This is a genomic window from Pantoea sp. Taur, assembly GCF_009830025.1.
GTDB lineage: Bacteria > Pseudomonadota > Gammaproteobacteria > Enterobacterales > Enterobacteriaceae > Pantoea > Pantoea communis.
The window spans coordinates 195,813-217,191 of sequence record NZ_SZZZ01000008.1; the positions used below are offsets into that span (position 1 = coordinate 195,813).

The 21,379-nt window shown below is 55.7% G+C and carries 22 protein-coding genes and 1 tRNA gene; 7 read left to right on the forward strand and 16 right to left on the reverse strand.

Annotation, left to right across the window (positions count from 1 at the left end; translation table 11 throughout):
• The first annotated feature begins 292 nt into the window (after positions 1–292).
• From FD744_RS13365 to FD744_RS13375, 3 genes are all read left to right on the forward strand, one after another.
• Positions 293–1,318, forward strand: a complete 1,026-nt coding sequence (locus tag FD744_RS13365; RefSeq protein WP_160868460.1) for a LacI family DNA-binding transcriptional regulator — start codon at positions 293–295, stop codon at positions 1,316–1,318.
• Positions 1,319–1,572: 254 nt separating this feature from the next.
• Positions 1,573–2,496, forward strand: a complete 924-nt coding sequence (locus FD744_RS13370) for a TIM barrel protein (protein WP_160868461.1) — start codon at positions 1,573–1,575, stop codon at positions 2,494–2,496.
• A 10-nt stretch (positions 2,497–2,506) separates the two neighbouring features.
• Positions 2,507–3,676 carry a Gfo/Idh/MocA family protein gene (locus FD744_RS13375; RefSeq protein ID WP_160868462.1) on the forward strand — a complete coding sequence of 390 codons (1,170 nt, stop codon included), beginning with the start codon at positions 2,507–2,509 and terminating at the stop codon, positions 3,674–3,676.
• A 49-nt stretch (positions 3,677–3,725) separates the two neighbouring features.
• On the opposite strand, the gene FD744_RS13380 is transcribed toward FD744_RS13375, so the two are convergent.
• The 6 genes from FD744_RS13380 to nac form a co-directional block, all read right to left on the reverse strand.
• A complete protein-coding gene (locus FD744_RS13380; protein WP_045816006.1) occupies positions 3,726–4,463 on the reverse strand; it encodes an amino acid ABC transporter ATP-binding protein in 738 nt (245 codons plus the stop codon).
• Positions 4,464–4,472: 9 nt separating this feature from the next.
• A complete protein-coding gene (locus tag FD744_RS13385) occupies positions 4,473–5,228 on the reverse strand; it encodes an amino acid ABC transporter permease (protein ID WP_034826721.1) in 756 nt (251 codons plus the stop codon).
• Between the two features lie 5 nt (positions 5,229–5,233).
• On the reverse strand, positions 5,234–5,929 hold the full coding sequence (locus FD744_RS13390; protein ID WP_058961854.1) for an amino acid ABC transporter permease: 696 nt from the start codon (positions 5,927–5,929) through the stop codon (positions 5,234–5,236).
• A 22-nt stretch (positions 5,930–5,951) separates the two neighbouring features.
• Positions 5,952–6,704 carry an SDR family oxidoreductase gene (locus tag FD744_RS13395; protein WP_160868463.1) on the reverse strand — a complete coding sequence of 251 codons (753 nt, stop codon included), beginning with the start codon at positions 6,702–6,704 and terminating at the stop codon, positions 5,952–5,954.
• A 131-nt stretch (positions 6,705–6,835) separates the two neighbouring features.
• Entirely contained in the window at positions 6,836–7,252 is a 417-nt protein-coding gene (locus tag FD744_RS13400; RefSeq protein WP_058961856.1) for a hypothetical protein, read from the reverse strand.
• Positions 7,253–7,366: 114 nt separating this feature from the next.
• Complete coding sequence (nac, locus tag FD744_RS13405; protein ID WP_034826712.1) at positions 7,367–8,290, reverse strand: nitrogen assimilation transcriptional regulator NAC; 924 nt, start codon at positions 8,288–8,290, stop codon at positions 7,367–7,369.
• Between the two features lie 456 nt (positions 8,291–8,746).
• On the opposite strand from nac, the gene FD744_RS13410 reads away from it, so the two are divergent.
• On the forward strand, positions 8,747–9,949 hold the full coding sequence (locus tag FD744_RS13410; protein WP_160868464.1) for a pyridoxal phosphate-dependent aminotransferase: 1,203 nt from the start codon (positions 8,747–8,749) through the stop codon (positions 9,947–9,949).
• Positions 9,950–10,013: 64 nt separating this feature from the next.
• Here the strand turns inward: FD744_RS13410 and FD744_RS13415 are convergent, their stop codons facing one another.
• From FD744_RS13415 to FD744_RS13430, 4 genes are read right to left on the reverse strand one after another with little or no spacing between them, the layout of a single operon-like run.
• A complete protein-coding gene (locus FD744_RS13415; protein ID WP_160868465.1) occupies positions 10,014–10,784 on the reverse strand; it encodes a 5-oxoprolinase subunit PxpA in 771 nt (256 codons plus the stop codon).
• Between the two features lie 21 nt (positions 10,785–10,805).
• Positions 10,806–11,792: a biotin-dependent carboxyltransferase family protein gene (locus tag FD744_RS13420; RefSeq protein ID WP_160868466.1), complete on the reverse strand. Its 987-nt coding sequence runs from the start codon at positions 11,790–11,792 to the stop codon at positions 10,806–10,808.
• Positions 11,789–12,490 carry a 5-oxoprolinase subunit PxpB gene (gene pxpB / locus FD744_RS13425; protein WP_373424399.1) on the reverse strand — a complete coding sequence of 234 codons (702 nt, stop codon included), beginning with the start codon at positions 12,488–12,490 and terminating at the stop codon, positions 11,789–11,791. Before pxpB ends, FD744_RS13420 begins: the two co-directional genes overlap by 4 nt.
• Positions 12,491–12,501: 11 nt before the next feature.
• Positions 12,502–13,341 (reverse strand): transporter substrate-binding domain-containing protein, encoded by an 840-nt coding sequence (locus FD744_RS13430; protein WP_160868468.1) that lies wholly within the window; start codon positions 13,339–13,341, stop codon positions 12,502–12,504.
• 259 nt (positions 13,342–13,600) lie between these two features.
• On the opposite strand from FD744_RS13430, the gene FD744_RS13435 reads away from it, so the two are divergent.
• Complete coding sequence (locus tag FD744_RS13435; protein ID WP_160868469.1) at positions 13,601–14,521, forward strand: DMT family transporter; 921 nt, start codon at positions 13,601–13,603, stop codon at positions 14,519–14,521.
• A gap of 79 nt (positions 14,522–14,600) precedes the next feature.
• Here the strand turns inward: FD744_RS13435 and FD744_RS13440 are convergent, their stop codons facing one another.
• Both FD744_RS13440 and FD744_RS13445 read right to left on the reverse strand, forming a co-directional pair.
• A complete protein-coding gene (locus FD744_RS13440) occupies positions 14,601–15,296 on the reverse strand; it encodes an RraA family protein (RefSeq protein ID WP_097119012.1) in 696 nt (231 codons plus the stop codon).
• A 329-nt stretch (positions 15,297–15,625) separates the two neighbouring features.
• Positions 15,626–16,450 carry an SDR family oxidoreductase gene (locus tag FD744_RS13445; protein WP_160834328.1) on the reverse strand — a complete coding sequence of 275 codons (825 nt, stop codon included), beginning with the start codon at positions 16,448–16,450 and terminating at the stop codon, positions 15,626–15,628.
• A gap of 284 nt (positions 16,451–16,734) precedes the next feature.
• Here FD744_RS13445 and FD744_RS13450 point away from each other — a divergent pair, with 284 nt between their 5' ends.
• Positions 16,735–17,034: a helix-turn-helix domain-containing protein gene (locus FD744_RS13450; RefSeq protein ID WP_160868476.1), complete on the forward strand. Its 300-nt coding sequence runs from the start codon at positions 16,735–16,737 to the stop codon at positions 17,032–17,034.
• A gap of 214 nt (positions 17,035–17,248) precedes the next feature.
• Here the strand turns inward: FD744_RS13450 and FD744_RS13455 are convergent.
• Positions 17,249–17,324: transfer RNA gene (locus FD744_RS13455), tRNA-Phe, on the reverse strand.
• A gap of 122 nt (positions 17,325–17,446) precedes the next feature.
• On the opposite strand from FD744_RS13455, the gene FD744_RS25595 reads away from it, so the two are divergent.
• Positions 17,447–17,587, forward strand: a complete 141-nt coding sequence (locus FD744_RS25595; RefSeq protein WP_237449390.1) for a hypothetical protein — start codon at positions 17,447–17,449, stop codon at positions 17,585–17,587.
• A 17-nt stretch (positions 17,588–17,604) separates the two neighbouring features.
• On the opposite strand, the gene FD744_RS13460 is transcribed toward FD744_RS25595, so the two are convergent.
• From FD744_RS13460 to FD744_RS13470, 3 genes are all read right to left on the reverse strand, one after another.
• Entirely contained in the window at positions 17,605–18,183 is a 579-nt protein-coding gene (locus FD744_RS13460; protein ID WP_160868470.1) for a transcriptional regulator, read from the reverse strand.
• 66 nt (positions 18,184–18,249) lie between these two features.
• Positions 18,250–19,950, reverse strand: a complete 1,701-nt coding sequence (locus FD744_RS13465; RefSeq protein ID WP_160868471.1) for a protein-disulfide reductase DsbD — start codon at positions 19,948–19,950, stop codon at positions 18,250–18,252.
• Positions 19,951–20,033: 83 nt separating this feature from the next.
• The gene (locus FD744_RS13470) at positions 20,034–21,335 is read right to left on the reverse strand and encodes an anaerobic C4-dicarboxylate transporter (protein WP_058961867.1); all 1,302 of its coding nucleotides are present in this window, start codon (positions 21,333–21,335) and stop codon (positions 20,034–20,036) included.
• Between the last annotated feature and the right edge of the window lie 44 nt (positions 21,336–21,379).

The following is a 21,379-nucleotide window of genomic DNA, read 5'->3' on the forward strand; positions in this document are numbered from 1 at the left end:
CGATAAGGCAGATCGCTTTCACTATAGAAAGGCGCGACCGCCGCCTCTATGGATTTACTGATGCAAATCCATCAGCCCTCACCTCTGTCCTCGAACAGGAAAATATCAAACATTTATTCCGGTAGGTAATTTAATGAAATGGATCATTTCATTTTTGCGATAACGATCAAATTACTGAGAGATTCTCTATCAAATATTGAGATTTGATGACGATTTACTCCGCAATGTCTTCGCACTCCCGGTCCATTTCGGGCATTATTTTGATAACTTACTATCAAACTGGAATCTGTTGATGAGCAAAATCACCATGAACGCTATCGCCAATGCGGCTGGCGTTGGCGTCGCCACGGTGGATCGGGTACTGAATCGGCGGGCTCCGGTTCGAGCGGCCACCGAGCAGAAGGTGTTGGAAGCTGCCAACCGAATGGGTTATCGCATGGCGCCGGTTGTGCCTTTCAGCGCTGAGGCGCAGTCCGCGCACGTAACGCTGCGCATGGGGTTTGTGCTGCTATCAAAATCGTATTCGTTCTATCACTCGCTGACCGATGCCCTCAGGCAACAGACGCAACCGTTGCATCCTGCGGGCAGTGAGCCACGGTTTTACTGGCATGACATTGATGATGTGGCAGCTGTGGTGGCCTCGCTGCACAAGCTGGCGCAAGAGGTGGATGTGATTGGCTTAGTCGCACTGGATCACCCACTGATCCGCCATGCCATCGAGCAGATATCACGCCAGAGCGTGCGGGTTTACGCCCTGTTTTCCAACTTCTCGCCCTGCGGACATGCGGGGTATTTCGGGTTGGATAATCAGAAAGCCGGACGCACTGCCGGCTGGGTGGCCTCGCATTTGCTGCATCAGCCGGGATCGGTGGGCGTGCTGGTGGGCGACCATCGTTTTACCTGTCAGGAGAGCTGCGAAATCAGCTTCCGCTCCTATCTGCGCGAGCAGGACAGCACCCGACGCGTATTAGAGCCGCTGAAAACCCATGAGTCGATTGATGGCGGCTATCACGCCACGCGTCAGTTGCTGGAAGAGCATGCCGATCTCGCCTTAATCTACGCGCCCTGTGGCGGCATTGAAGGCGTGATTCATGCGTTACGCCAGCAGCCGCAGCGCAAGGTGGCGTTAATCTGTCATGGCCCGGTGAAAGAGGGCGAACTGGCACTGATTGACGGCACAATCACCGTGATGATTCGCCATGAAATTGAGGAAATGGTGCGGCAATTTGTCCGCACGACTCAACAAACTGTCGAATCAGGGGAGCATTTCTCTCAGGTCACGCTGCCGTTTGAGATCATCACGCGTGAGAATCTTTAGCCTCTAAGCACCGAAATCTGGCGACGCGATGAGAAGCGTCAGCCTGATTCGCTCTCCGGCTGGCTGACCGGGAATGCGTTGGCAGTACTTGAGTGGTTGGCCTGAAAGTGGCGCCAGCTATGAATTTGATAGATTATTTATCATTTTAATGATAAAAAATAACATGATCGCTATCAAAAAATGAATGTTTCATGATTGCTGTAGGTGAAATGTTTATTTGATACTTGCGCTATCCAATACCGCAAGGAACGATCATGACGATTCATCTTGCAAACGCGCCCTGCAGCTGGGGTGTGGACGATCCTAAAAACCCTTTCCTGCCACCGTGGCAGAAAGTCCTGTCGGAAGCCGCTCAGGCCGGATACAAAAGCATTGAGCTGGGTCCGTGGACCTATCTGCCGACCGATGCCGATGAACTGCGTCACCAGCTGGAAGCCCATCAGCTTTCGCTGGTGGCGGGCACGATCTTTGACGATCTGGTTAGCGAAGCCAATTTCCCGGCGATGGTTGAACTGACACACAACATCTGTCGCAACCTGTCGCAGGTTCCTACTGCCGAGAAAACCCACGCGGATAATCTGCCCGCGCCTTACCTGGTGATTATCGATTTCGGTAATCCTGAGCGTGCCAAATTTGCGGGGCAGTCAGATAAAGCGCCGCGCCTCTCCAGTGAAGAGTGGCAGCGCATGATGCAGCACATCACCACGCTGAGCCAGATTGCCAGGGATGAGTATGGCGTGCGCGCGGTGATCCATCCGCATGCGGGCGGCTGCATTGAGTTCGCCGACGAGCTGGAGCAACTGGTGCAGGACATTCCACACGAGGTAGCCGGTTTGTGTCTCGACACCGGGCATCTCTACTACTCCGGTATGGATCCGATCCCTTATCTGAGCCGTTACTGGGATCGCATCGATTACCTGCATTTTAAAGATGTGAATGACGCAGTCTGGCGCGATGTGATTGCGCGTGGCGTGGACTTCTTTGCCGCCTGCGCCGAAGGGGTGATGTGCCCGATTGGCAAAGGCGCGATTGATTATCCGGCAGTGCGAGCGTTTCTCGCTGAGCGCAACTATCAGGGCTGGATCACCATCGAGCAGGAGCGCGATCCGCGCAACGCCGATACTAGCCTGCGCGACGTCACTGCCAGCCTTCACTACCTGCAATCGGTCGGATTCTGAGGAGATCATCATGATTAACGGCATTAAAGCTCTGGATCGTTCACTTCGCTGGGGCATGGTGGGCGGCGGCGGTACCAGTCAGATTGGCTACATCCATCGTTCATCGGCACTGCGTGATGGCAACTTTGTGTTGCAGGCGGGGGCATTTGATCTTAACGCCGAACGCGGTCGTGCGCTTGGCGTATCACTGGGCGTCGACGCGAATCGCTGCTATTCGGATTATGAAACGATGTTTGCGGCGGAAGCGGCGCGTGCAGATGGCATCGAAGCCGTTTCGATTGCCACGCCGAACAATACCCACTTCACCATTTGCCGTGCGGCACTCAATGCCGGTCTGCATGTGGTGTGTGAGAAGCCGCTGTGCTTCACCACCGAAGAAGCGGACGAGCTGGAAAAACTCTGCGCCGAGAAGAAAAAGATCATCGGTGTGACTTACGGTTATGCCGGCCATCAGCTGATCCAACAGGCGCGCGAGATGATCGCGGAAGGGCTGCTGGGTGAGATCCGCATTATTAATATGCAGTTCGCGCACGGCTTCCATAACGAAGCGGTCGAACTGCAAAACGAAAGTACCAGGTGGCGCGTTGATCCACGCTTTGTTGGTCCCAGCTATGTGCTGGGCGATCTGGCGACGCACCCGCTGTTTATCGCCGAAACCATGGTGCCGAAACTGCAGGTGAAACGTCTGTTGTGCAGCCGCCAGAGCTTCGTGAAAACCCGTGCGCCGCTGGAAGATAACGCCTTTGTGTTGATGGAGTACGACAACGGTGCCGTCGGCACCATGTGGGCCTCGGCAGTGAACTGTGGCTCGATGCACGGCCAGAAAGTGCGAGTGATTGGTGAGAAGGCCAGTCTGGAGTGGTGGGATGAGCAGCCGAACCAATTGCGCTATGAAGTGCAGGGTGAGCCGCTGCAGATTCTGGAGCGTGGTATGGGCTATCTGCACAAAAGTGCGCTGGCTGATGACCGTATCGGCGGCGGCCATCCGGAGGGGCTGTTTGAAGCCTGGTCAAATCTCTATCGCCGTTTTGCGCTGGCGATGGATGCCACCGATCGCGGTGATGAGGCGTTTCTGGCTGACTTCTGGTATCCCGATGTGCATGCCGGATTGATGGGCGTGCGTTGGGTAGAGCAGTGCGTGAAGTCAGCGGATGCCGGTGCGGTGTGGGTGGATTGCTGATTGAGATGAAGTCAACAAACCGGTCGGCGGCTCTGCCGACCGGGATGCATCAATGCGAACGCAAATCGCTCAGGAAGCGCTGGGCACGTGGGTGCTGCGGTTGGGTGAAGAACTTCTCTGGCGTCGATTTTTCCAGAATTTGCCCCTGATCCATAAACCAGATGGTGTCCGCCACTTCACGCGCGAAATTCATCTCGTGCGTCACGCACATCATGGTCATGCCTTCCTGCGCCAGGCTGCGCATCACCGATAACACTTCACCGACCATTTCAGGATCGAGTGCCGAGGTCGGTTCATCAAACAGCATCACCGGCGGCTTCATTGCCAGCGCACGTGCAATCGCCACGCGCTGCTGCTGGCCGCCAGACAACTGCGCCGGATAGGCGTCTGCTTTGTGTGATAAGCCAACGCGCTCCAGCAACTCACCCGCTTGTTTACGCGCTTCGGCACGCTTCACGCCCAATACTTTCATGGGTGACATCATGATGTTCTCTGCCACCGAGACGTGGGGGAACAGGTTGAAGCTCTGAAACACAAATCCAATGCGGGTGCGTAGATGGTTGAGGCGTGTACTGCTGCCGTGAATGTCGGTGCCATCAAACACGATCTGGCCATTATCAATCGGTTCCAGGCGATTAACGGTGCGGATCAAGGTGGATTTCCCCGACCCGGAAGGACCGCACACCACCACCACTTCACCGGTATTGATTTCGGCGCTCAGGTCAGTCAGCGCCTGATACGCGCCGTACCATTTGTTGACCTGGTTAAACATGATCATCGGGCTCATAGTGGTTCCTTATTGCGAAGAGGTTTTAGTCAGCATCACCGCGGGTGCAACGCTGGGATTGGCCTGCGGCGGTTGGCGACGTTTCTGCGCAATATGCGCTTCAAGTTTGTTAGCCAGCCAGGTGAGGCTGAAGCAGATGATGTAGTAGCTCAGCGCCACAATGGCGAACACCTGGAACGGTTTGGTCAGCAGTTGATTGCTGACCTGATTAGCGGCAAAGGTCAGCTCAGGCACGTTAATCACGTAGCCGAGCGTGGAGTCTTTGATGATCGAAACCAGCTGGCTCACCAGGCTCGGCAACGTGTTAAACAGCGCCTGCGGCAGAATCACTAAACGCAGGGTTTTCAGGTGGCTCATACCCAGCGCGCGTGACGCTTCATACTGGCCGTGCGGCAGTGCCTGAATGCCGCCACGCACGATCTCAGCGATGTAGGCGCTTTCGTAAATCACCAGCGTACACAGCATGGTGGCGAAGCCGCTGATGTTGTGGCCAATCAGCAACGGGACGCAGAAGTAGGTCCAGAACACCACCATCATCAGCGGAATGCCGCGCAGCAGATACACCCAACAGGTGGCGGGCCAGCTCAGCCAGCGCCACGGCGACAGACGCGCCAGGCCGAGCAACACACCGATGGGGAAGGCCAGCAATACTGCCAGCACGGAGATCAAAAGCGTACAGAGTACGCCGCCCAGCGGACCGTTAGGATACTGGCCCATTAACAGCAGCATGCCGTTGTCATGCAAAATGGTGAAGATCTCAAACATCGCCATTACCTCGCGTAAACGCGCTGGAAGCGGCGGGCCAGCAGCGCGCCCAAGCCCATCAGCAGCAGGGAGAAGAACAGGTAACCCACGGTTGCCACTAAGTAGGATTCGAAGGTACGGAAGGTTTGGTTCTCGATATCACGCGTCACATAGGTGAGGTCTGCCACGCCAATCACCATTGCCAGACTGGTGTTTTTGAACAGCAGCACGGTGTGATTGACCACGGATGGCAGCGCATTGCGCACACCCTGCGGCAAAATCACCGAGTGCATGGCGCGGACATAGCTCATGCCAAGCGCGCGGGCGGCCTCATTCTGTCCGTCTGGAATGGCCCGCAGGCCGCTACGGATATCTTCAGAGAAGTAAGCGGCCTGGCACAGCCCGAGCGCGATAAGAGAAAATAAAAACTCGGCGTTGTAGTCAACGATCATCATCTGCAGCGATTCCGGCAGCAGGGTGGGGATCGCGAAGTACCACATCATCAACTGAATCAGCGTGGGCACATTGCGGTGATAGGAGACATACGCCTTAACCAGCCCAACGGCAAGACGATTCTCCGTCAGGCGGACCACCACCAATAGCAGGGCGAGAACCATCGCCAGCAGCCAGGCACCCAACGCCAGTTCAAGGGTGACCACCGTTCCGTCAACGATCATCTGGCCGTAATGGCCGGTTATCACACTGCTGAAATCAAGTGCCATACAGTTACCTCATTGTACGGTTTTACGCGGTGCGGTCGCCCGGTCGCATAGTGGAAAGACCGCCCGGCACCTGCAGCGTCGGGGTAATTTCGATGTTGCCGATGTTGACGGCGACTGGCGCAGACAGCGCAAAGGCCACGCAGTCGGCAATATCTTTGGCCTGCGGCAGTTCGAACCCATCGATAAAGCGGCGACGCGCCTCATCGTGATCGCCTGAAACGTTGCCGAAAATATCAGTGGCGACGCGGCCTGGGCAGATTTCGGTGATGCGCACACGTTTGCCATAGCAGTCCACGCGCAGCTGGCGTGACAGGGCATGCACCCCGGCTTTGGTGGCGTGATACACCGAGTTGCCGTTGAAGTTGTAGATGGCGGCAATCGAGGTGATGTTGAACACGTGGCCACGGTCACGCGCCATCATGCCCGGCACCAGCAAGCGGCACAGGTGCAGCACGGCACGCAGATTGACATCGACCTGGGTTTCTACCACGTTTTCGTCGGCATCAAGAATCGAACCAGGATGAGAGAGACCTGCATTGTTGACCAGGATATCGATTTCCAGGTCTTTGCACAGCGCGGTCAGCGCATTGACGTCACTGACATCCACGGCATGCGGGATGCAGCCAGTGCGATCGGCCAGCGCGGCCAGTTGCTCTTTACGACGTGCCACCGCGTGCACGGTGATCCCTTCTTTGCACAGGCGCTCAACAATCGCTTCGCCCATACCAGCCGATGCGCCGGTCACCAGCGCGGTTTTGTAATCTGAGAATGGCATTTGTGTTTCCTCGTCTCGCCAGGTGTGTGTCCGGCGTAATGGGTCTTTTTTGACTTTATGCAGTTATGCCGCAAGGGCATAAGACATAAAAACTGTGAGGCGATAAGAGCCCCTTATAACCGGATTAATGATTAATTATCCGATTGAAGAATAAGAATTTCTTCATCATATTCAACCGCAGATCGCGTTGCAGAGGGGAATGGCTGCACCCGCCCTTTGCAGGGACTGAGCACCGGCACGTACAGGAGGCCGACCTGCACCATCGCCAGCAGATCCTGAGGTTCTACCTGCTGTCCAGGCTGGACAAAATCTTGCTGGCTGTGTGGGTGGCGACGCAGCAGTGTGCCGGGCAGGGGCGCGCCAATGCGATGCGTCACGGGCGGGCACGCTTGCGTCGGGATCTCCGTTGGGGATGAGAAGGAGGGCGGGTCAAACGTCAGACGCACCGACCACTGTTTGCCCTCTAACGCCAGGCTGTTAAGGCCGGATCGTTGCATCTTGCGCGCCAACGCACGCAGCGTCGGCAGCGGTATCGCAGTTTTTTCCATGGGGTTCCCGTCAAAGCGAAACACGCCCGCCGAAGCGGGCAACAGACCGAATCAATCTAGCGCGTTCGTCAGACGGGCAGTAAGAGGGTTTCGCTTTGCGGTGATAAGCGGGTCTTATCCCACCAGGGTCAGTGGATGATTCTCCACGTTGCGGCGCGACATTAGCGACAGCAAAATGGATTTCACTGCTTCGGCAGGCTGGGAAAGTGGCAGATGATCCGACATGCAGAACGATAGTGAGGCCTGCACATCAGGTTCGATGATCTTCGCCATCCAGGTATCCCCGTTTTTCAGCATCGCGCGTGCGGCGGATTCCGGCATGATGGTGGTGCCCAGACCGGCACTCAACGCCGCATTCAGGGTGGTTTGCGACTCAATTTCGCACTTCACGCGGTACTGCAGATTGTTCTGTACGAAGGCGTCATCCAGCACTTTGCGCATGATGTTATAGATACGTGGCAGGAACAGATCATATTGCGCGACCTGTGACAGCGGGATCTCTTTCACCGGTTTTGCCAGGCTGAACGGGCAAACGAAGCACAGATCTTCTTTCATCAGCGGCATGAAGCGCAGGCCATGGATGGTGCGATGATCGTAAATCACCGCCATATCCATACGCCCGTTCATGATCAGCTCGCTCAGGGTGGTGCCGAAGTTCTCGTTAAAATAGAGCACGATGCCAGGATGCTGCTGCTGCACTTCCATCATCAGCGGTAGCGCCAGGTTTTGCGCCGCTGTGCCCGGTGCCAGCCCGACGGAAACGCTGCCACTCAGCGCAGCGCCGACCAGATCAATCGCACTTTGCGCCTGTTCGCACTGGCGCAAAATGGATTGTGCATGGGAATAGAGTGTTTTCCCGGCTTCAGTAGGCGTGACACCGCGTTTGGTGCGAATCAACAGCTGTTGATTGACTTCACCTTCCAGCGTAGCCAGCTGCTGGCTCAACGCGGGTTGGGCTATATGCAGGATATCGGCAGCTTGCGTCAGGCTTCCGACGTCAACAATTTTAACAAAGTACTTCAGGCGACGAAGATTCATGGACACTTCCCTCAAACAGAACGCATATCCTCATCAAGCAAAGTTGATGCCAGGATAAGCTTTCGTTATTGAACTCAGACAGGAGGGTACGGCTACCGGGCCTCCTGAGGCTGGTGCTGAGCTAGTGAGCCGCCGGCATGGCGGGTGTTGAAAAATGCAGCGCTGCACCGAATGAGTGCAGTTGACCCATCAGCATTGCCAGTGACGGGCAAGGAAAATCGTGGGTTCGGGATGTAACCTGTGAAAGAAAGTAACACTTTATTAACATTCCGTCAGGCGTGCGGGCGTGACCTGTCGCGCAATTCTGAGTCAATCTGCCGCCTTTATGGCAGAAGTGTGCAGTCGGTCCAGTCATCGCTTTGTGTTATATCACCACAACAAAGCACTATTATCCGTGGCTTCGGCCCTAATCCTATGCTCAGGGAAAACTGACATCCCCCGAACCCAGGATTGAACATGCCCGAGATAGCCGATCGTTTAAAGAATGTGACCGTTTCCGCCTCCGTTGCCATGACCCAAAAAGCGCGCGATCTCGCTGCGCAGGGCGTTGATGTGGTAGCACTTTCTACCGGCGAACCCGACTTCCCTACACCGGAACATGCGATTGAAGCCGCGTATGCCGCTGCACGCGCGGGCGACACGCGCTATCCACCGACCGACGGTACGCCTGCACTGCGCAAAGCTATCCAGCTGAAATTCAAACGGGATAACCAACTGGAGTATGACGTCAGCCAGATTCTGACGGCCGGTGGCGCGAAGCAGATCATCTTTAATGCCATCATGGCGACCATCAATCCGGGCGATGAAGTGGTGATCCCCACGCCATCGTGGATCAGCTATGCCGATATCGTGAAATTTGCCGGTGGTGTTCCGGTGCCACTACCGTGTGCGCAGGAGAATGGCTTTAAACCGCTGCCAGCGGATCTGGATGCGGCGATTACCGATAAGACTAAGTGGCTGCTGCTGAACTATCCGAGCAACCCAACCGGTTCGGTGGCTAGCAAAGCCGAGTTGCAGGCGCTGGGTGACGTGCTGCTGCGCCATCCGCAGGTGTGGATCATGACGGATGATATCTATGAGCATCTAATCTATGACGATGTACGTTTCTATACCCTGGCGCAGGTTGAACCGCGCCTGTATGACCGTGTGCTGACGGTGAACGGCGTATCGAAAGCCTATTCCATGACAGGCTGGCGTCTGGGCTTTTGCGGCGGTCCTGCACCGCTGATTAAAGCCATGAGCAATGTGAACACCCAGAACAGCGGCGGCGTCTGTACCCTGACGCAGGCAGCAGCGGTGGCGGTGCTGGAAGGTCCACAAGATCTGTTGCAGGAGCGCGCACGCATTTACCGTGAACGTCGTGATTACGTGCTGGAACGTCTGACCTCGATTGATGGCCTGCGTTGCCACAAGCCAGAGGGCGCGTTCTATCTGTTTGTGAACATTGAAGGGCTGATCGGCAAGACCAGTGCTGGTGGACGCTTCATCAGCAACGATGCCGATTTTGTGCTGGCGCTGATTGAAGAGCAGCACGTGGTGACGGTGCAGGGTGCGGCTTATGGCATGAGCCCGTACTTCCGCTTGTCCTACGCCACCAGCATGGAGCGCTTAGAGACGGGCTGCGATCGTATTGCGGCATTCTGCGCTGGCTGCCGTTAAACCAAAGGCGAAAAAAATGGCTGCCGATAAGGCAGCCATTTTTATTTGGGCGATTCAAAAAAACTTATTGAGCAAGCACCTCTGCCGCCGGCGCCACCTGATGGCCGCTGGCTTCGATTTCACTGCGTACGATGGTGGCGAGGGCCAGTGAGCCTGGCGTATCGCTGTGCACCAGGATTGACCGGGCACGCACGGCTATCACTTCCCCTTCGAAGGTGGTGACGGTGCCATGCTGCAGGAACTGCCGCACGCGGGCACGCAGCGCCGCTTCCTCTTTGATCACCGAACCGGCAATGCCACGCGGCACTAAACGGCCCTGCGCATCGTAGGCGCGGTCGGCGAGAAACAGCGTCAGGGTTTTCAGGCCCGCTGCCTGTGCCGCTCGCTCAATGATGGTATCGGGTTGTGCGAACACAATCAGATCCGCATTGATACGGGCGACGAGCGTCATGATCTGGTGCGCTAATGCCTCGTCGCGGTTGACGATATTGCCCATCGCAGCGTGGAAGCTGAAGTGCGACACCTTCGTGCCTTCTGCCTGAGCAATCGCTGTCAGCGCGCCGAGTTGATAAGCGACCTGCTGGCAGATCTCTTCGGCACTGAACGGCAGCTCGCGACGACCAAAGCCCTGGCGATCGGGCAAGCCAGGATGCGCACCAATGCCGACACCATTCTCTTTCGCCAGTCGCACCATTCGGGTCATGATCGCCGGATCGCCGGCGTGGAATCCGCAGGCGATATTAGCTGAGGAGACCACTTTCATCAGCGCGGCGTCATCGCACAGTTGATAAACGCCGAAGCCTTCGCCCATATCGGAGTTCACATCAATCTTCATGGTTTGGGTTCCTTCGGAAAATTATGCGGTTAACGCTTTACGCAGCGGTGGGCAGCTCACACGTAAGCGGCTCAGCCAGCCTGCGACCTGATGCTCGATGGCGATGGCCTCACGCGTATCGCTCTGGACCAGCTGGATCGATTGGCCGGGTAATACCTGTCCCAAACGCCACAGATCCTGCTCGATCACCCCGGCGATCTTGGGATAACCGCCCGCAGTGTTGGCATCGCTGAGCTGAATGATCGGCTCGCCGCCGGGCGGCACCTGCACAATGCCAGGTATGAGCCCGTAAGAACGCATCTCAATGGTTTTTGACGGGAAAATCGGATCGCCCGCCAGCCGATATCCGGTGCGATTGCTTTGATTGGAGACCTGCCATGATTGCTGCCAGAAGCGACCGGCATCGGCAGCAAACAAGGGATATTCGCCGGATGGAATGGCGCGCAGCTGAATCTCACCTGCGCTGTTACGCGGGAAATGTGCACGCAGGGCGCTGTCGGGCGGCTCAATGCCAATACCGCTGCTGGGCAACGGGGATGCCTGTGTTTCACCCAGCGCCAACCGATCGCCACGCTGCAGCGGGCGGCCTTCCAGGCCACCAAAGCCACCACGAAGTGCCGTGCTGCGCGAACCCAGCACCATTGGCACATCAATGCCGCCTGCTATACAGAGATAACCGCGTGCGCCACTGCGCGGGTAACGCATTTCCAGCACCTGTCCGGCACGCACGCCGCAGCCCCACCAGGGCGGCAACGGCGCACCGTCTAAAGTGGCGCGACAATCCGCACCTGTTACCGCAATGCTGCTGTCCTGCAAAAAACGCACACGGAATGGGAACAGCTGAACTTCAATGGCTGCGGCATTTTCTTCATTGCCGAGCAGCAGATTTCCGGCGCGCAGTGCCAGCGGATCCATCACACCACTCACCGAGACGCCCATATGGCGGAAGTTGAAACGCCCCAGATCCTGAACCGTGTTCAGGGCGCCGCTCTGTTCAATTTCGATCACAGTTCAATCCTCTGCGGCAGAAAACGGATACGATCGCCCGGTGCCATCAGCGCGGGGGACTCAGCCAGAGGATCAAACACTTCCAGCTCGGCAAAACCGATGGCGTTCCAGCCGTTGGGGCCGGTCAGCGCTGAAACACCGGCCTGGGCGCCGCCAATGGTAACGGTGCCTTTCAGCATGCTGAGCGAGGGGACTTTCTTGCGTGGCGTGGCTAATTGCGGATCGAGTCCATGCAAGTAACCAAAGCCCGGCGCGCTGCCAAGAGCAAACACGGTGTATTCGCTTTGATGGTGACGGCGCACCACTTCGCGTGCGCTGAATCCGGTGTGACGACAAACCGCATCCAGATCGGTGGCGTGCTCGCCGCCGTAATAGACCGGGATTTCAATCAGTTTGCCCTGAGGGCTAATCGCCTGTGCCTGCTCCCAGGCGGCATGCAGCGAAGCACGAACGGCGGCTTCGTCCTCGGGGATGTGTCGGAACAGCACCAGCAGATTAGTGACGCCGGGGATCAGGGCCTCAACCGCCTCATCCGCCTGTAGCAAACGCGCTAATGACCAGATGCGTCGCTGGGCGGAAAGATCAAATCCACCCGGTGCTTCCACCAGCCACGCACGGGCGCCAATGGTGGAAAGGGCGATCGCAGAGGAACAAGCCAGCGCGGGTGCGCTGGCGGGCTGGATATCAGAGTGCGACATCACGGGCATGATTATTCCAGTGGTTCAAATTTCAGGCTGGAGAGCGGCTGTACGCGCTCTTCGCGCACCATTTTGTATTCGGTATTTGGCCCAATCCAGGTGTTCCAGATTTTGTCGATGGTGCCATCGTCGTCCATCGCTTTCAGGCCGCTGTTAACGCTGGCCAGCAGGGCCGGTTCATCCTTTTTCATGCCGACACCAATCGGCTCCAGCGCCATCGGCTCTTTCACCATCGCCAGATTGATGCCGTCTTTTTTCGCCTGGGCGATGGTTTTCATCCCGGTCATGGTGTTAGTGACAAAGCCCACCGATTTGTTCTGCTCTAGCGCCAGGAAGGCGGAGGCAGAATCCTGGAAGGTGACGGCTTTACCGCCTTTGATGTGGATCGATTGCTCTGACGTGGTGCCCTTGGTGGCGCTGATACGTTTGCCTTTGAAATAGTCCAGTGGTTTATCTGCCAGCGGCGCTTTCACCAGCAGCATCTCTTTCGCCACGTAGTAAGGATCGCTGAACTGGATCTGATTACCACGCGTTTTGGTGTAGGCCAGGTTAGCAATCAACACATCGGCACGGCCGGTGGCGATCACCGCGATACGCGCTTCAACAGAGGTCGGCACCAGAGTCAGTTTGACGTTCATCTGCTTGGCCAGAGCGTGACACAGGTCGATATCCATGCCAGCCAGCTGGCGCGTTTGTGGATCCGGCGAAGAGAAGGGCGGTACGTCGGAGTAAACGGCGCATTTCAATTCACCGCTCGATTTAATGTTCGCCATCATATCTGCCTGCGCCGCCGAAACAGCCAGCAACGGCAGCATTGCCAAGCCAATGGTGGTCACTCTTTTCATGGACATGTGCTTTCCCTCAATGGTGGATACTGCTTAGGAGCGCAAAATCTCGCTTTTCTGGACTATATCGGCTTTGTTTTGCGGCGAAAAAGAGGGAAAGCGTGTTATGCAATAGGGAAATGATATGACCGATGGCGATAAGTTATTTCTATTCAGGCAGAGCGAAAAAGTGTTATCCAGCGCACATTTTTCTCCCTAGTGTAAGCCGCGTTGTCCTCTCGGCAACCCCGCCGATTGCACGTGGTAGAGAGAGAAGAGTGAGAGCATGAATCCCCGATTAGGCGTGTTATTAAAGATATTCGCCGCACTCAGCGCTACGCTGATGCTGGCCTGTGTTAAAGGTCTGAACGGTGCTATCCCCACCGGCGAAGTGATTTTTTTCCGCAGCTTTATCGCGCTATTTCCCCTGTTAATCTGGCTGAGAGTGCAGGGGAACGTGCTGGAGAATCTCAAAACGCGCAATTTGTTTGGCCATTTCATTCGCGGTTTCTCCGGCACAGGCGGCATGTATTTTAACTATCTGGCGCTGGTGTATATCTCGCTGGCTGATGCCACGGCACTGAGTTACGCCGCACCGCTTTTCACAGTAATCATGGCGGCGATGCTATTGAAGGAACGGGTGCGCGTGTCGCGCTGGGTGGCCGTGGTGGTGGGATTGTCGGGCATACTGATTATGCTTTCCTCCAGTCTTGCGGCTAGCGGCGGCGTGCTGGCAGGTGGCGCCAGCAGTACTACGGCCAGCCTTGGTGTTGCCTTTGCATTGATTGCCGCACTCTGTACGGCCACCTCGAACGTGCAAATCCGTTTTCTCAATGGCATCGAAAAACCGGGCGCGATCGTGTTCTATTTTTCGCTGATGACGACGTTGATTGGCCTGGCAACGGCATTTTTCGGCTGGATAAAGCCCACTGGCTTGCAGTGGCTGCTGTTGGTGGGCTGTGGTTTATTTGGCGGTCTGGCACAGATTCTGGTGACACTCAGCCTGCGCTATGCTGATGCCTCGCTGCTGGCACCGTTTGATTACACTACGCTGGTGTGGTCGATGCTGATTGGCTATCTGTTCCTTAATAGCCTGCCGGGTTCGACCACGATATTTGGCGCGTCGATTGTGGCACTCGCCGGGATCTTTGCCGTGTGGCGGGAAAACCGGCAACGCAAGTTGGCGATGGTGAGCAGCACGCCGTGATGCGGTGTGCTAGCCGCAGCGCAGTTTGCGAATACCAGGTCGCATTGATGGCGACCTGGATAACACAGCGCTCGTGCGCTTATCGATAAACATCATCGATAATTTCTACCTGCTTGTTTTGCAGCGCTTCCGCCAGCCAACCGCGTTCCAGCGAGCCGGTTTTCGCCAGCTCAAAGTTGTGTTCATCGACGATCAAGTAAGCTTGTGCTGCTTCGAGAATACGCGCGGCGTCCTGCCGGGGAATGACGATCACGCCGTCGGCATCGCCTAATACGATATCGCCAGGTGAAACGTGAATTTTACCGCAGGCAATCGGCACGTTGATTTCGCCTGGGCCATCTTTGAAAGGGCCACCTGGCGTATGTCCGGCGGCATAAATCGGGAAATCCATACGTGATAAGCCCTCAATATCACGCACCGGGCCGTCCAGCACGATGCCTTCCATACCGCGCTGTCTGGCATAAGTGGCCATCACTTCGCCCATCAGCGATTGGCTACGATCGCCCTCATTCGACAGGATGATGACATCGTTCGGCCCGGCCATATCCAGCGCTTTATGCAACATCAGGTTATCGCCAGAGCGCGCTTTTACCGTCACCGCCAGGCCGCACATGATGGGGGTTTTAGGCGCCGTTTTCAGGCTGATCTCTGCCGATAGCGCAGGCAAGCGACTCATGCAGTCGGCGACTACCGCCGCGGGTAAACGGCGGAACGCTTCCAGTAGCGGCTCAGCATCGGAGGGGCGGCGTAAATAAATACGATTTCCGGCGGTCATTTTATTTCTCCTGTCAGGGTTATTAACTTGTGATCGATAAAGGATGACCAGCAAATTTCGCCGGTTAATAAATTTAACTTTATTTGTAGATGATCATGTGATGAATGATTTTCTGAATTCAGGAGAGTGTAAAGGATTAGTGATGTGTTACGAATGCGTTGTTACAGCTAACAAAATCAGGATCACGAAATAATATTCACACCGTATTTAACTTACTGATTAATAATTTTATTGGATATGGTTATGGCTAGATATATTTAAAGTATGGTCAGGTGTATTGCATATTTTATATTTAACCCGCCGAAGGATATGTACGGCGGGGAAATCAATCAAGGCTTCAAATCACCGTACCAGTAAGATGCCGTCACGCCGCCATCCATCAGAAAATCACTGCCGCTGATGTAGCCGCCTTCTGGTCCTATTATGAGGGCTGCCAGCGCTGCAACTTCGTCGGCGGTGCCGCCGCGACCGACGGGTGATTTTGCCAGCATATTGCGATAGCCCGCGCCGCGTGGGCCATTTAGCTCATCATTCGCTAAGGGTGTAAAGATAATGCCGGGGCTGATGCTGTTGACACGCGCGCCACGCTGGCCCCACTTCGTCGCTTCGGCCATAACCCGCAGAGCGTTACCGCGTTTGGCATATTGATAGGCCAACAGAGGATCACTGAAAGCGGTGTTCTGCAAAAATGGCAGGCTGAGCAAATCCTCTGTTGGCGTGATGGCTAACGCTTCATTTTGTTCAACCGTGAGCGCAGGCAGTCGATGGCCGGATTGAGAGGCAATCACGATTCCGCAACCGCCTGACGCCATGTGCGGACCGAACTCTTCCAGCACCACGGCAGTACCGTAAAGATCGACTTGTAAAATGGTGGCGGGGCTGGCTTGAGAAGGCGAGACTCCAGCCGAGTGAATCACTCCTTTGATAACACCCAGCGCAGTGGCCTGCTGCACCAGATGTTGAATCGATTGGCGCGAACTGACATCGACCTGGCTGGTTTCTACCGTAAAGCCGGCATCACGTAAGGTTTGTGCGGCAGCCGCACATTTTCTCGAATTGAGGTCCGCCAGCAGCACAGTTTTGCCCTGACTCACGCGACGCGCGATGGCTTGTCCAATCGCACCCGCGCCAATAACCACCATAATCTCTTTCATTGTCTCTCCCGCCTTGAGGAATAAGTGATGCGGCAAGCATAGCGGGGAAGGCCATTGATGACTGTAGGGCCAATTGGCATGAGCTTATGAATGCTGCTCATGGGTTCTGAGCTTTAGGGGCGGGACCTATGACTAACTGCACTTTGCAGGCTGTTTGCAGTTTTATTCGCGATGTATCTCAGTTCAACATTATTTCAAACTCACTTAAGCGTTCAGGTATTGAAAACGGATATGTTTCAAATATAACTTCTGGTTTATACCGACGAATAGGAGGTCAATACCCTATGCCTAAACTTGAAGAACTCATTGCACAGCGATCTCATGAGTCACAGAAGAAAATTGAGGTTAAAGTTGCGGGAATAATTTTTGGTGTTCAGTTGCGTCACTTACGTGAAGAGCTGGGGCATTCGCAAGTACAGCTAGCTGAGAAAATGGGCGTTTCACCGTCAGCCATAGCGGCAATGGAAGCCCGAGGCGATGAGATAAAACTCTCAAGCCTAAAAAAGTATGTTGAGGCATTAGGCGGGAAGCTGAGCCTTAACGTTGAACTACCGACGGGCGATGGGCGAACTTTTCTGCTTTAAGCAATGTGGCCATTTGAGCTGAGCAGGCGAGAGGTAAGTGATTCGAATATTCTGCGTAATGTCCTCAATTTGGGACTTATCGCGCCGTTTGATGGATTAAGTCCTCAGGATGGGACATAACATTTTGTGTCAGTCTGGAGTGTTAGTGAGCAATGACAAAAACGACAAACGCAGAAAAGCAAAAACCCAGCCATAAGCTGGGTTTTCAGAATGTTGGTGCCCGGACGCGGAATCGAACCACGGACACGGGGATTTTCAATCCCCTGCTCTACCGACTGAGCTATCCGGGCAACGGGGCGCATTAAACCTTAATGGCTTTCAGCCGTCAACGGCTTTCGTCAAAAAAGCGTAGCAATCGTGACTGATTGCTTGCTTTTCAGGCAGGGTGTGCAAAATCTCAACGTGCCCGCTGGTGGTAAAGCGGTATTCAGGATTGCGTGACCTGCGTGACCTGCGTGACCTGCGTGACCTGCGTGACCTGCGTGACCTGCGTGACCTGCGTGACCTGCGTGACCTGCATGACCTGCAAGATCTGCATGATGCACGGGCTTAAGGGCCTCCTGCGAAAGTTTAAGCCAGTGCTCCGTTCTGCCGGCACAGCGCAATGCTCAGCACATCTTCCGCCAGACGACGCGCGGTGGCCACATCCTGCACGTTGCGTTTCACTAACAGTTTGCTCAGACAACCTTCAAGAATCAGCTCCATTTGATCGGCCACCATCATCGGATTATCCAGCGCCAAATCCACCAGAATTTCATGAGTGAACTGCCATGAGCTGCGTTTCTGCTGCTCGGCTAACTGATGTACGGGTTGGTCAGGCTGCGGATAGAAGCTGCAGGCGGCGATAAACAGGCAGCCGGGAAAGCGGCCTTTGTTCACGTGCTCACTTAACACGTCGTAACGCGCCAGCAATTTTTGTTGGGCCGTGAGATGTTCATTGAGCTGTATCTGGCGGCGCCAGCTGTCAATCTGCTGACCGTGATAGCGCAGCGCGTCATACAATAATGCGTCACGGTCGGGCCAGAAACGTTCAAGATGTTCTGCATCAAGTCCGGTCTCACCGGCCAACTGCTGCAGGGAAGTGGTGGCGGCAAGGCCGCTTTGCTCAAGCACATTCAGCGCATGCTCAAGAATCTGTTCACGTTGCAAGTGACTCTCCTCTGGAGTGCGGGCCCGCTCGCGCACGAACGGGCAGTGTCCTGCAACCAGTGTCGTTTAACGCGACAGATTGTGCAAATGCGTGCGGAAGTCGGCAGCGTTAAGGAAACCGGTGACGCGTGAGTCAGGGATTTCTTTGCCTTGTGCATCAAAGAACAGAATGGTGGGCAAGCCTAATACCTGTAAATGCTGCAACAGGGCGTTATCCTGCGCGTTATTCGCGGTGACGTTGGCTTGCAGCAATTGTAGCTGACTTAAGTCGGCACGCACGCCTTCATCGCTGAAGGTATATTTCTCAAACTCTTTGCAGGCAACGCACCAGTCGGCGTAGAGATCGACCATGGTAATGCGACCTTGTGACTGCTGAAGTGCGCTATCCAGTTGTTCACTGCTGGCAATGGTTTTGAACGGCAGATGCGCCACAGACTGCACGCTGGCGCTACTGCCAAAAGCCCAATCCTGCAGCGGACGAGCGGCCACCAGCGCAGCAGCGAGCATGATGATTTGTAGAATGCGCCATTTGCCATTAGCACGCAGGCTGAGGCTGAACGCCCAGGCAAAGAACGCGACGCCGAGCAGGCTCCACAGACGCAAGCCCCAGACATCACCCACTACACGCTCCAGTAAGAACACCGGCAGCGCCAGAATCACAAAGCCAAAACCTTCTTTGACGCTTTGCATCCACGGCCCGCTTTTTGGCAGCAGCTTATTACCAAACATCGTGACCGCAATCAGCGGCAGGCCCATACCGAACGCATAGAGCCACAGCGTGCCTGCACCGGCCCACAGGTTACCGCTTTGCGCGATATACAGCAGAATGGCACTCAGCGGCGCGGTGGTGCAGGGTGAGCAGATCAATCCCGCCAGTGCGCCCATCATAAACACGCCCGGCAATGAACCGCCTTGCTGACGATTACTCCACAGTGTCAGGCGCGTTTGCAGGCCGGAAGGCAGTTGCAGTGAGAACAGGCCAAACATTGATAACGCCAGCACGATGAACAGCGCTGACAGGCCAATCAACACGTAAGGATGCTGCAGCGCCGCCTGGAAACGTAAACCTGCGGCGGCCACCACCATGCCGAGCACGGTGTAGGTCAGCGCCATCCCTTGCACATAGACCATCGCCAGTGCTAACAGGCGTCCAGCAGAGTAGCGACGCTGGCCACCGAGAATGATGCTGGAGATCAGCGGATACATCGGCAACACGCACGGTGTGAAGGCAACGCCGATGCCAATCAGCAGCGCCCACAGCGGTGAAAACGGCAGTGGCGTGCGCTGTTGTGCAGGCTGCGCGTTAACGGCGGGGGCATCGTGATTGGCGGCAACCGGGTTAAGCGGCACCGAACGGGTTTCGGGCGGATAGCAGAATCCGGCGGCCGCACAGCCCTGATAGGTCACGGTAAGCGTGGCACCTGACTCAGCCTGATGCAGAGTGATCGGCACCTGTAAATCCTGCGGGTAAATCTCGCTCTTGCCGAAGAACTCATCCTCATGCGGCTGTCCTGGCGGCAGAGCCAGCGGTGCCATCTGTGCTTTTTGCGGCGTCACATGGATTTGCTGGCGATACAGGTAATAGCCGTCCTTCACCTTCCAGCTCAGTGTGAGTTGGTTGCCCTGCTGGCTGAAATCGAAGCCAAAGGCCTGATCCACCGGCACAAAGCGGCTGTTATTGTTAGGTGAGAAGATATTGGCCTGTGCTGAAAAGCAAAACAGCAATGCGAGGCAAAGGCCCATCAGGCGAGAAAGTCGTGCAGCCATGAGGATGTAATCAGCTCCGGTGGCGAATGAGCCGCGATGATAGCACGGCCGCCTCGCCACGAGGTTTTCAGGATGTAACGGCGCTACAGAATCAGGCTACCAAAAAGGAAGCCAAACGCCACGGAGAAGGCAATCGCCAACACGCCGGGAATGATAAAGGAGTGATTAAACACAAACTTGCCGATTCGGGTCGAACCGGTGTCATCCATTTCTACTGCTGCCAATAAGGTGGGATAGGTCGGCAACACGAACAGGGCTGAGACGGCGGCAAAGGAGGCAACGGCGGCGAGAGGGGATACGCCAAGCATGAGGGCGGCAGGCATTAACGCCTTGGTGGTCGCTGCCTGTGAATAGAGCAGGGTAGCAGCGAAGAATAATATCAACGCCAGCATCCACGGGTAGCTCTGCAACATATCGCCAGCCGCAGTCTGGATGTCCGCCAGGTGGGCTTTGACAAAGGTATCGCCTAGCCATGCCACGCCCATCACGCAGATACAGGCACTCATACCGGATTTGAACGTACTGGCGCTGAGGATTTCGCCGGTATCGACTTTGCAGGTTAGGCAAATCAGTGTGGCAACGGTGAGCATAAACACCACAATCGCTTCGTTACGAGGCAGCACTGGGTTGCTGATTAGCCCAACGCTGTCGCTGATCGCCGTGGCGTAGAGCACAACTGCCGCTATGCCGATCAGGAACAGCAGCACGGCACGTTTGGCGCCAGGCTTAATGTCATAGACGCGTTCTCCGCGCAGTGTGACTTCACCTTTGGCTAAGCGCGCCTGATACACCTCGTCTTCTTTTAACTCTTTACCAAGAAAGCTGGTGATCACGGCGGCACAGAATATCGCTGCCATCGTGGCTGGGATCGATACGCCCAGCAGCGCCAGATAGCTGACACCGCGCGGTTCCAGAATCGACGCGAAGAACACCACTGCAGCAGAGAGCGGCGAGGCGGTAATGGCAATTTGCGAGGCGACCACCGCAATCGACAGTGGGCGTGAAGGGCGTACACCTTGCTCTTTGGCCACTTCAGCGATGACGGGTAGCGTCGAGAACGCAGTGTGTCCGGTGCCCGCCAGCAGCGTCATTACATAGGTGACGAGTGGGGCGAGGAAGGTGACGTAACGCGGATGACGGCGCAGCAGGCGCTCGGCCAAACCGACCATGTAATCGAGTCCGCCTGCAATCTGCATCGCGGCAATTGCGGCAATCACTGCCATGATAATTTCGATCACATCGAAGGGAATCGCGCCCGGCTTCATGCCGCAGAACAGCGTCAACACCAGTACGCCCAATCCGCCGGCAAATCCAATCCCGATGCCGCCTAGACGTGCACCCAGCCAGATCGCCAGCAGGACAATCAGTAATTCCACTAACACCATTCATTCCGCTCCTGAGCCGTGGGGGAAATCTCGACTCTTAAAGT

Bases quoted from the DNA above. Each gene is read 5' to 3' on its own strand.
- FD744_RS13465 (WP_160868471.1), bottom strand. From the start codon at position 19,950: ATGGCTGCACGACTTTCTCGCCTGATGGGCCTTTGCCTCGCATTGCTG.
- FD744_RS13435 (WP_160868469.1), top strand. From the start codon at position 13,601: ATGAATCCCCGATTAGGCGTGTTATTAAAGATATTCGCCGCACTCAGC.
- nac (WP_034826712.1), bottom strand. From the start codon at position 8,290: ATGAATCTTCGTCGCCTGAAGTACTTTGTTAAAATTGTTGACGTCGGA.
- FD744_RS13400 (WP_058961856.1), bottom strand. From the start codon at position 7,252: ATGGAAAAAACTGCGATACCGCTGCCGACGCTGCGTGCGTTGGCGCGC.
- FD744_RS13370 (WP_160868461.1), top strand. From the start codon at position 1,573: ATGACGATTCATCTTGCAAACGCGCCCTGCAGCTGGGGTGTGGACGAT.
- FD744_RS13415 (WP_160868465.1), bottom strand. From the start codon at position 10,784: ATGAAGATTGATGTGAACTCCGATATGGGCGAAGGCTTCGGCGTTTAT.
- FD744_RS13450 (WP_160868476.1), top strand. From the start codon at position 16,735: ATGCCTAAACTTGAAGAACTCATTGCACAGCGATCTCATGAGTCACAG.
- FD744_RS13390 (WP_058961854.1), bottom strand. From the start codon at position 5,929: ATGGCACTTGATTTCAGCAGTGTGATAACCGGCCATTACGGCCAGATG.
- FD744_RS13430 (WP_160868468.1), bottom strand. From the start codon at position 13,341: ATGTCCATGAAAAGAGTGACCACCATTGGCTTGGCAATGCTGCCGTTG.
- FD744_RS13385 (WP_034826721.1), bottom strand. From the start codon at position 5,228: ATGTTTGAGATCTTCACCATTTTGCATGACAACGGCATGCTGCTGTTA.
- FD744_RS13375 (WP_160868462.1), top strand. From the start codon at position 2,507: ATGATTAACGGCATTAAAGCTCTGGATCGTTCACTTCGCTGGGGCATG.
- FD744_RS13410 (WP_160868464.1), top strand. From the start codon at position 8,747: ATGCCCGAGATAGCCGATCGTTTAAAGAATGTGACCGTTTCCGCCTCC.
- FD744_RS13395 (WP_160868463.1), bottom strand. From the start codon at position 6,704: ATGCCATTCTCAGATTACAAAACCGCGCTGGTGACCGGCGCATCGGCT.
- FD744_RS13470 (WP_058961867.1), bottom strand. From the start codon at position 21,335: ATGGTGTTAGTGGAATTACTGATTGTCCTGCTGGCGATCTGGCTGGGT.
- FD744_RS13445 (WP_160834328.1), bottom strand. From the start codon at position 16,450: ATGAAAGAGATTATGGTGGTTATTGGCGCGGGTGCGATTGGACAAGCC.
- FD744_RS13440 (WP_097119012.1), bottom strand. From the start codon at position 15,296: ATGACCGCCGGAAATCGTATTTATTTACGCCGCCCCTCCGATGCTGAG.
- pxpB (WP_373424399.1), bottom strand. From the start codon at position 12,490: ATGTCGCACTCTGATATCCAGCCCGCCAGCGCACCCGCGCTGGCTTGT.
- FD744_RS13365 (WP_160868460.1), top strand. From the start codon at position 293: ATGAGCAAAATCACCATGAACGCTATCGCCAATGCGGCTGGCGTTGGC.
- FD744_RS13380 (WP_045816006.1), bottom strand. From the start codon at position 4,463: ATGAGCCCGATGATCATGTTTAACCAGGTCAACAAATGGTACGGCGCG.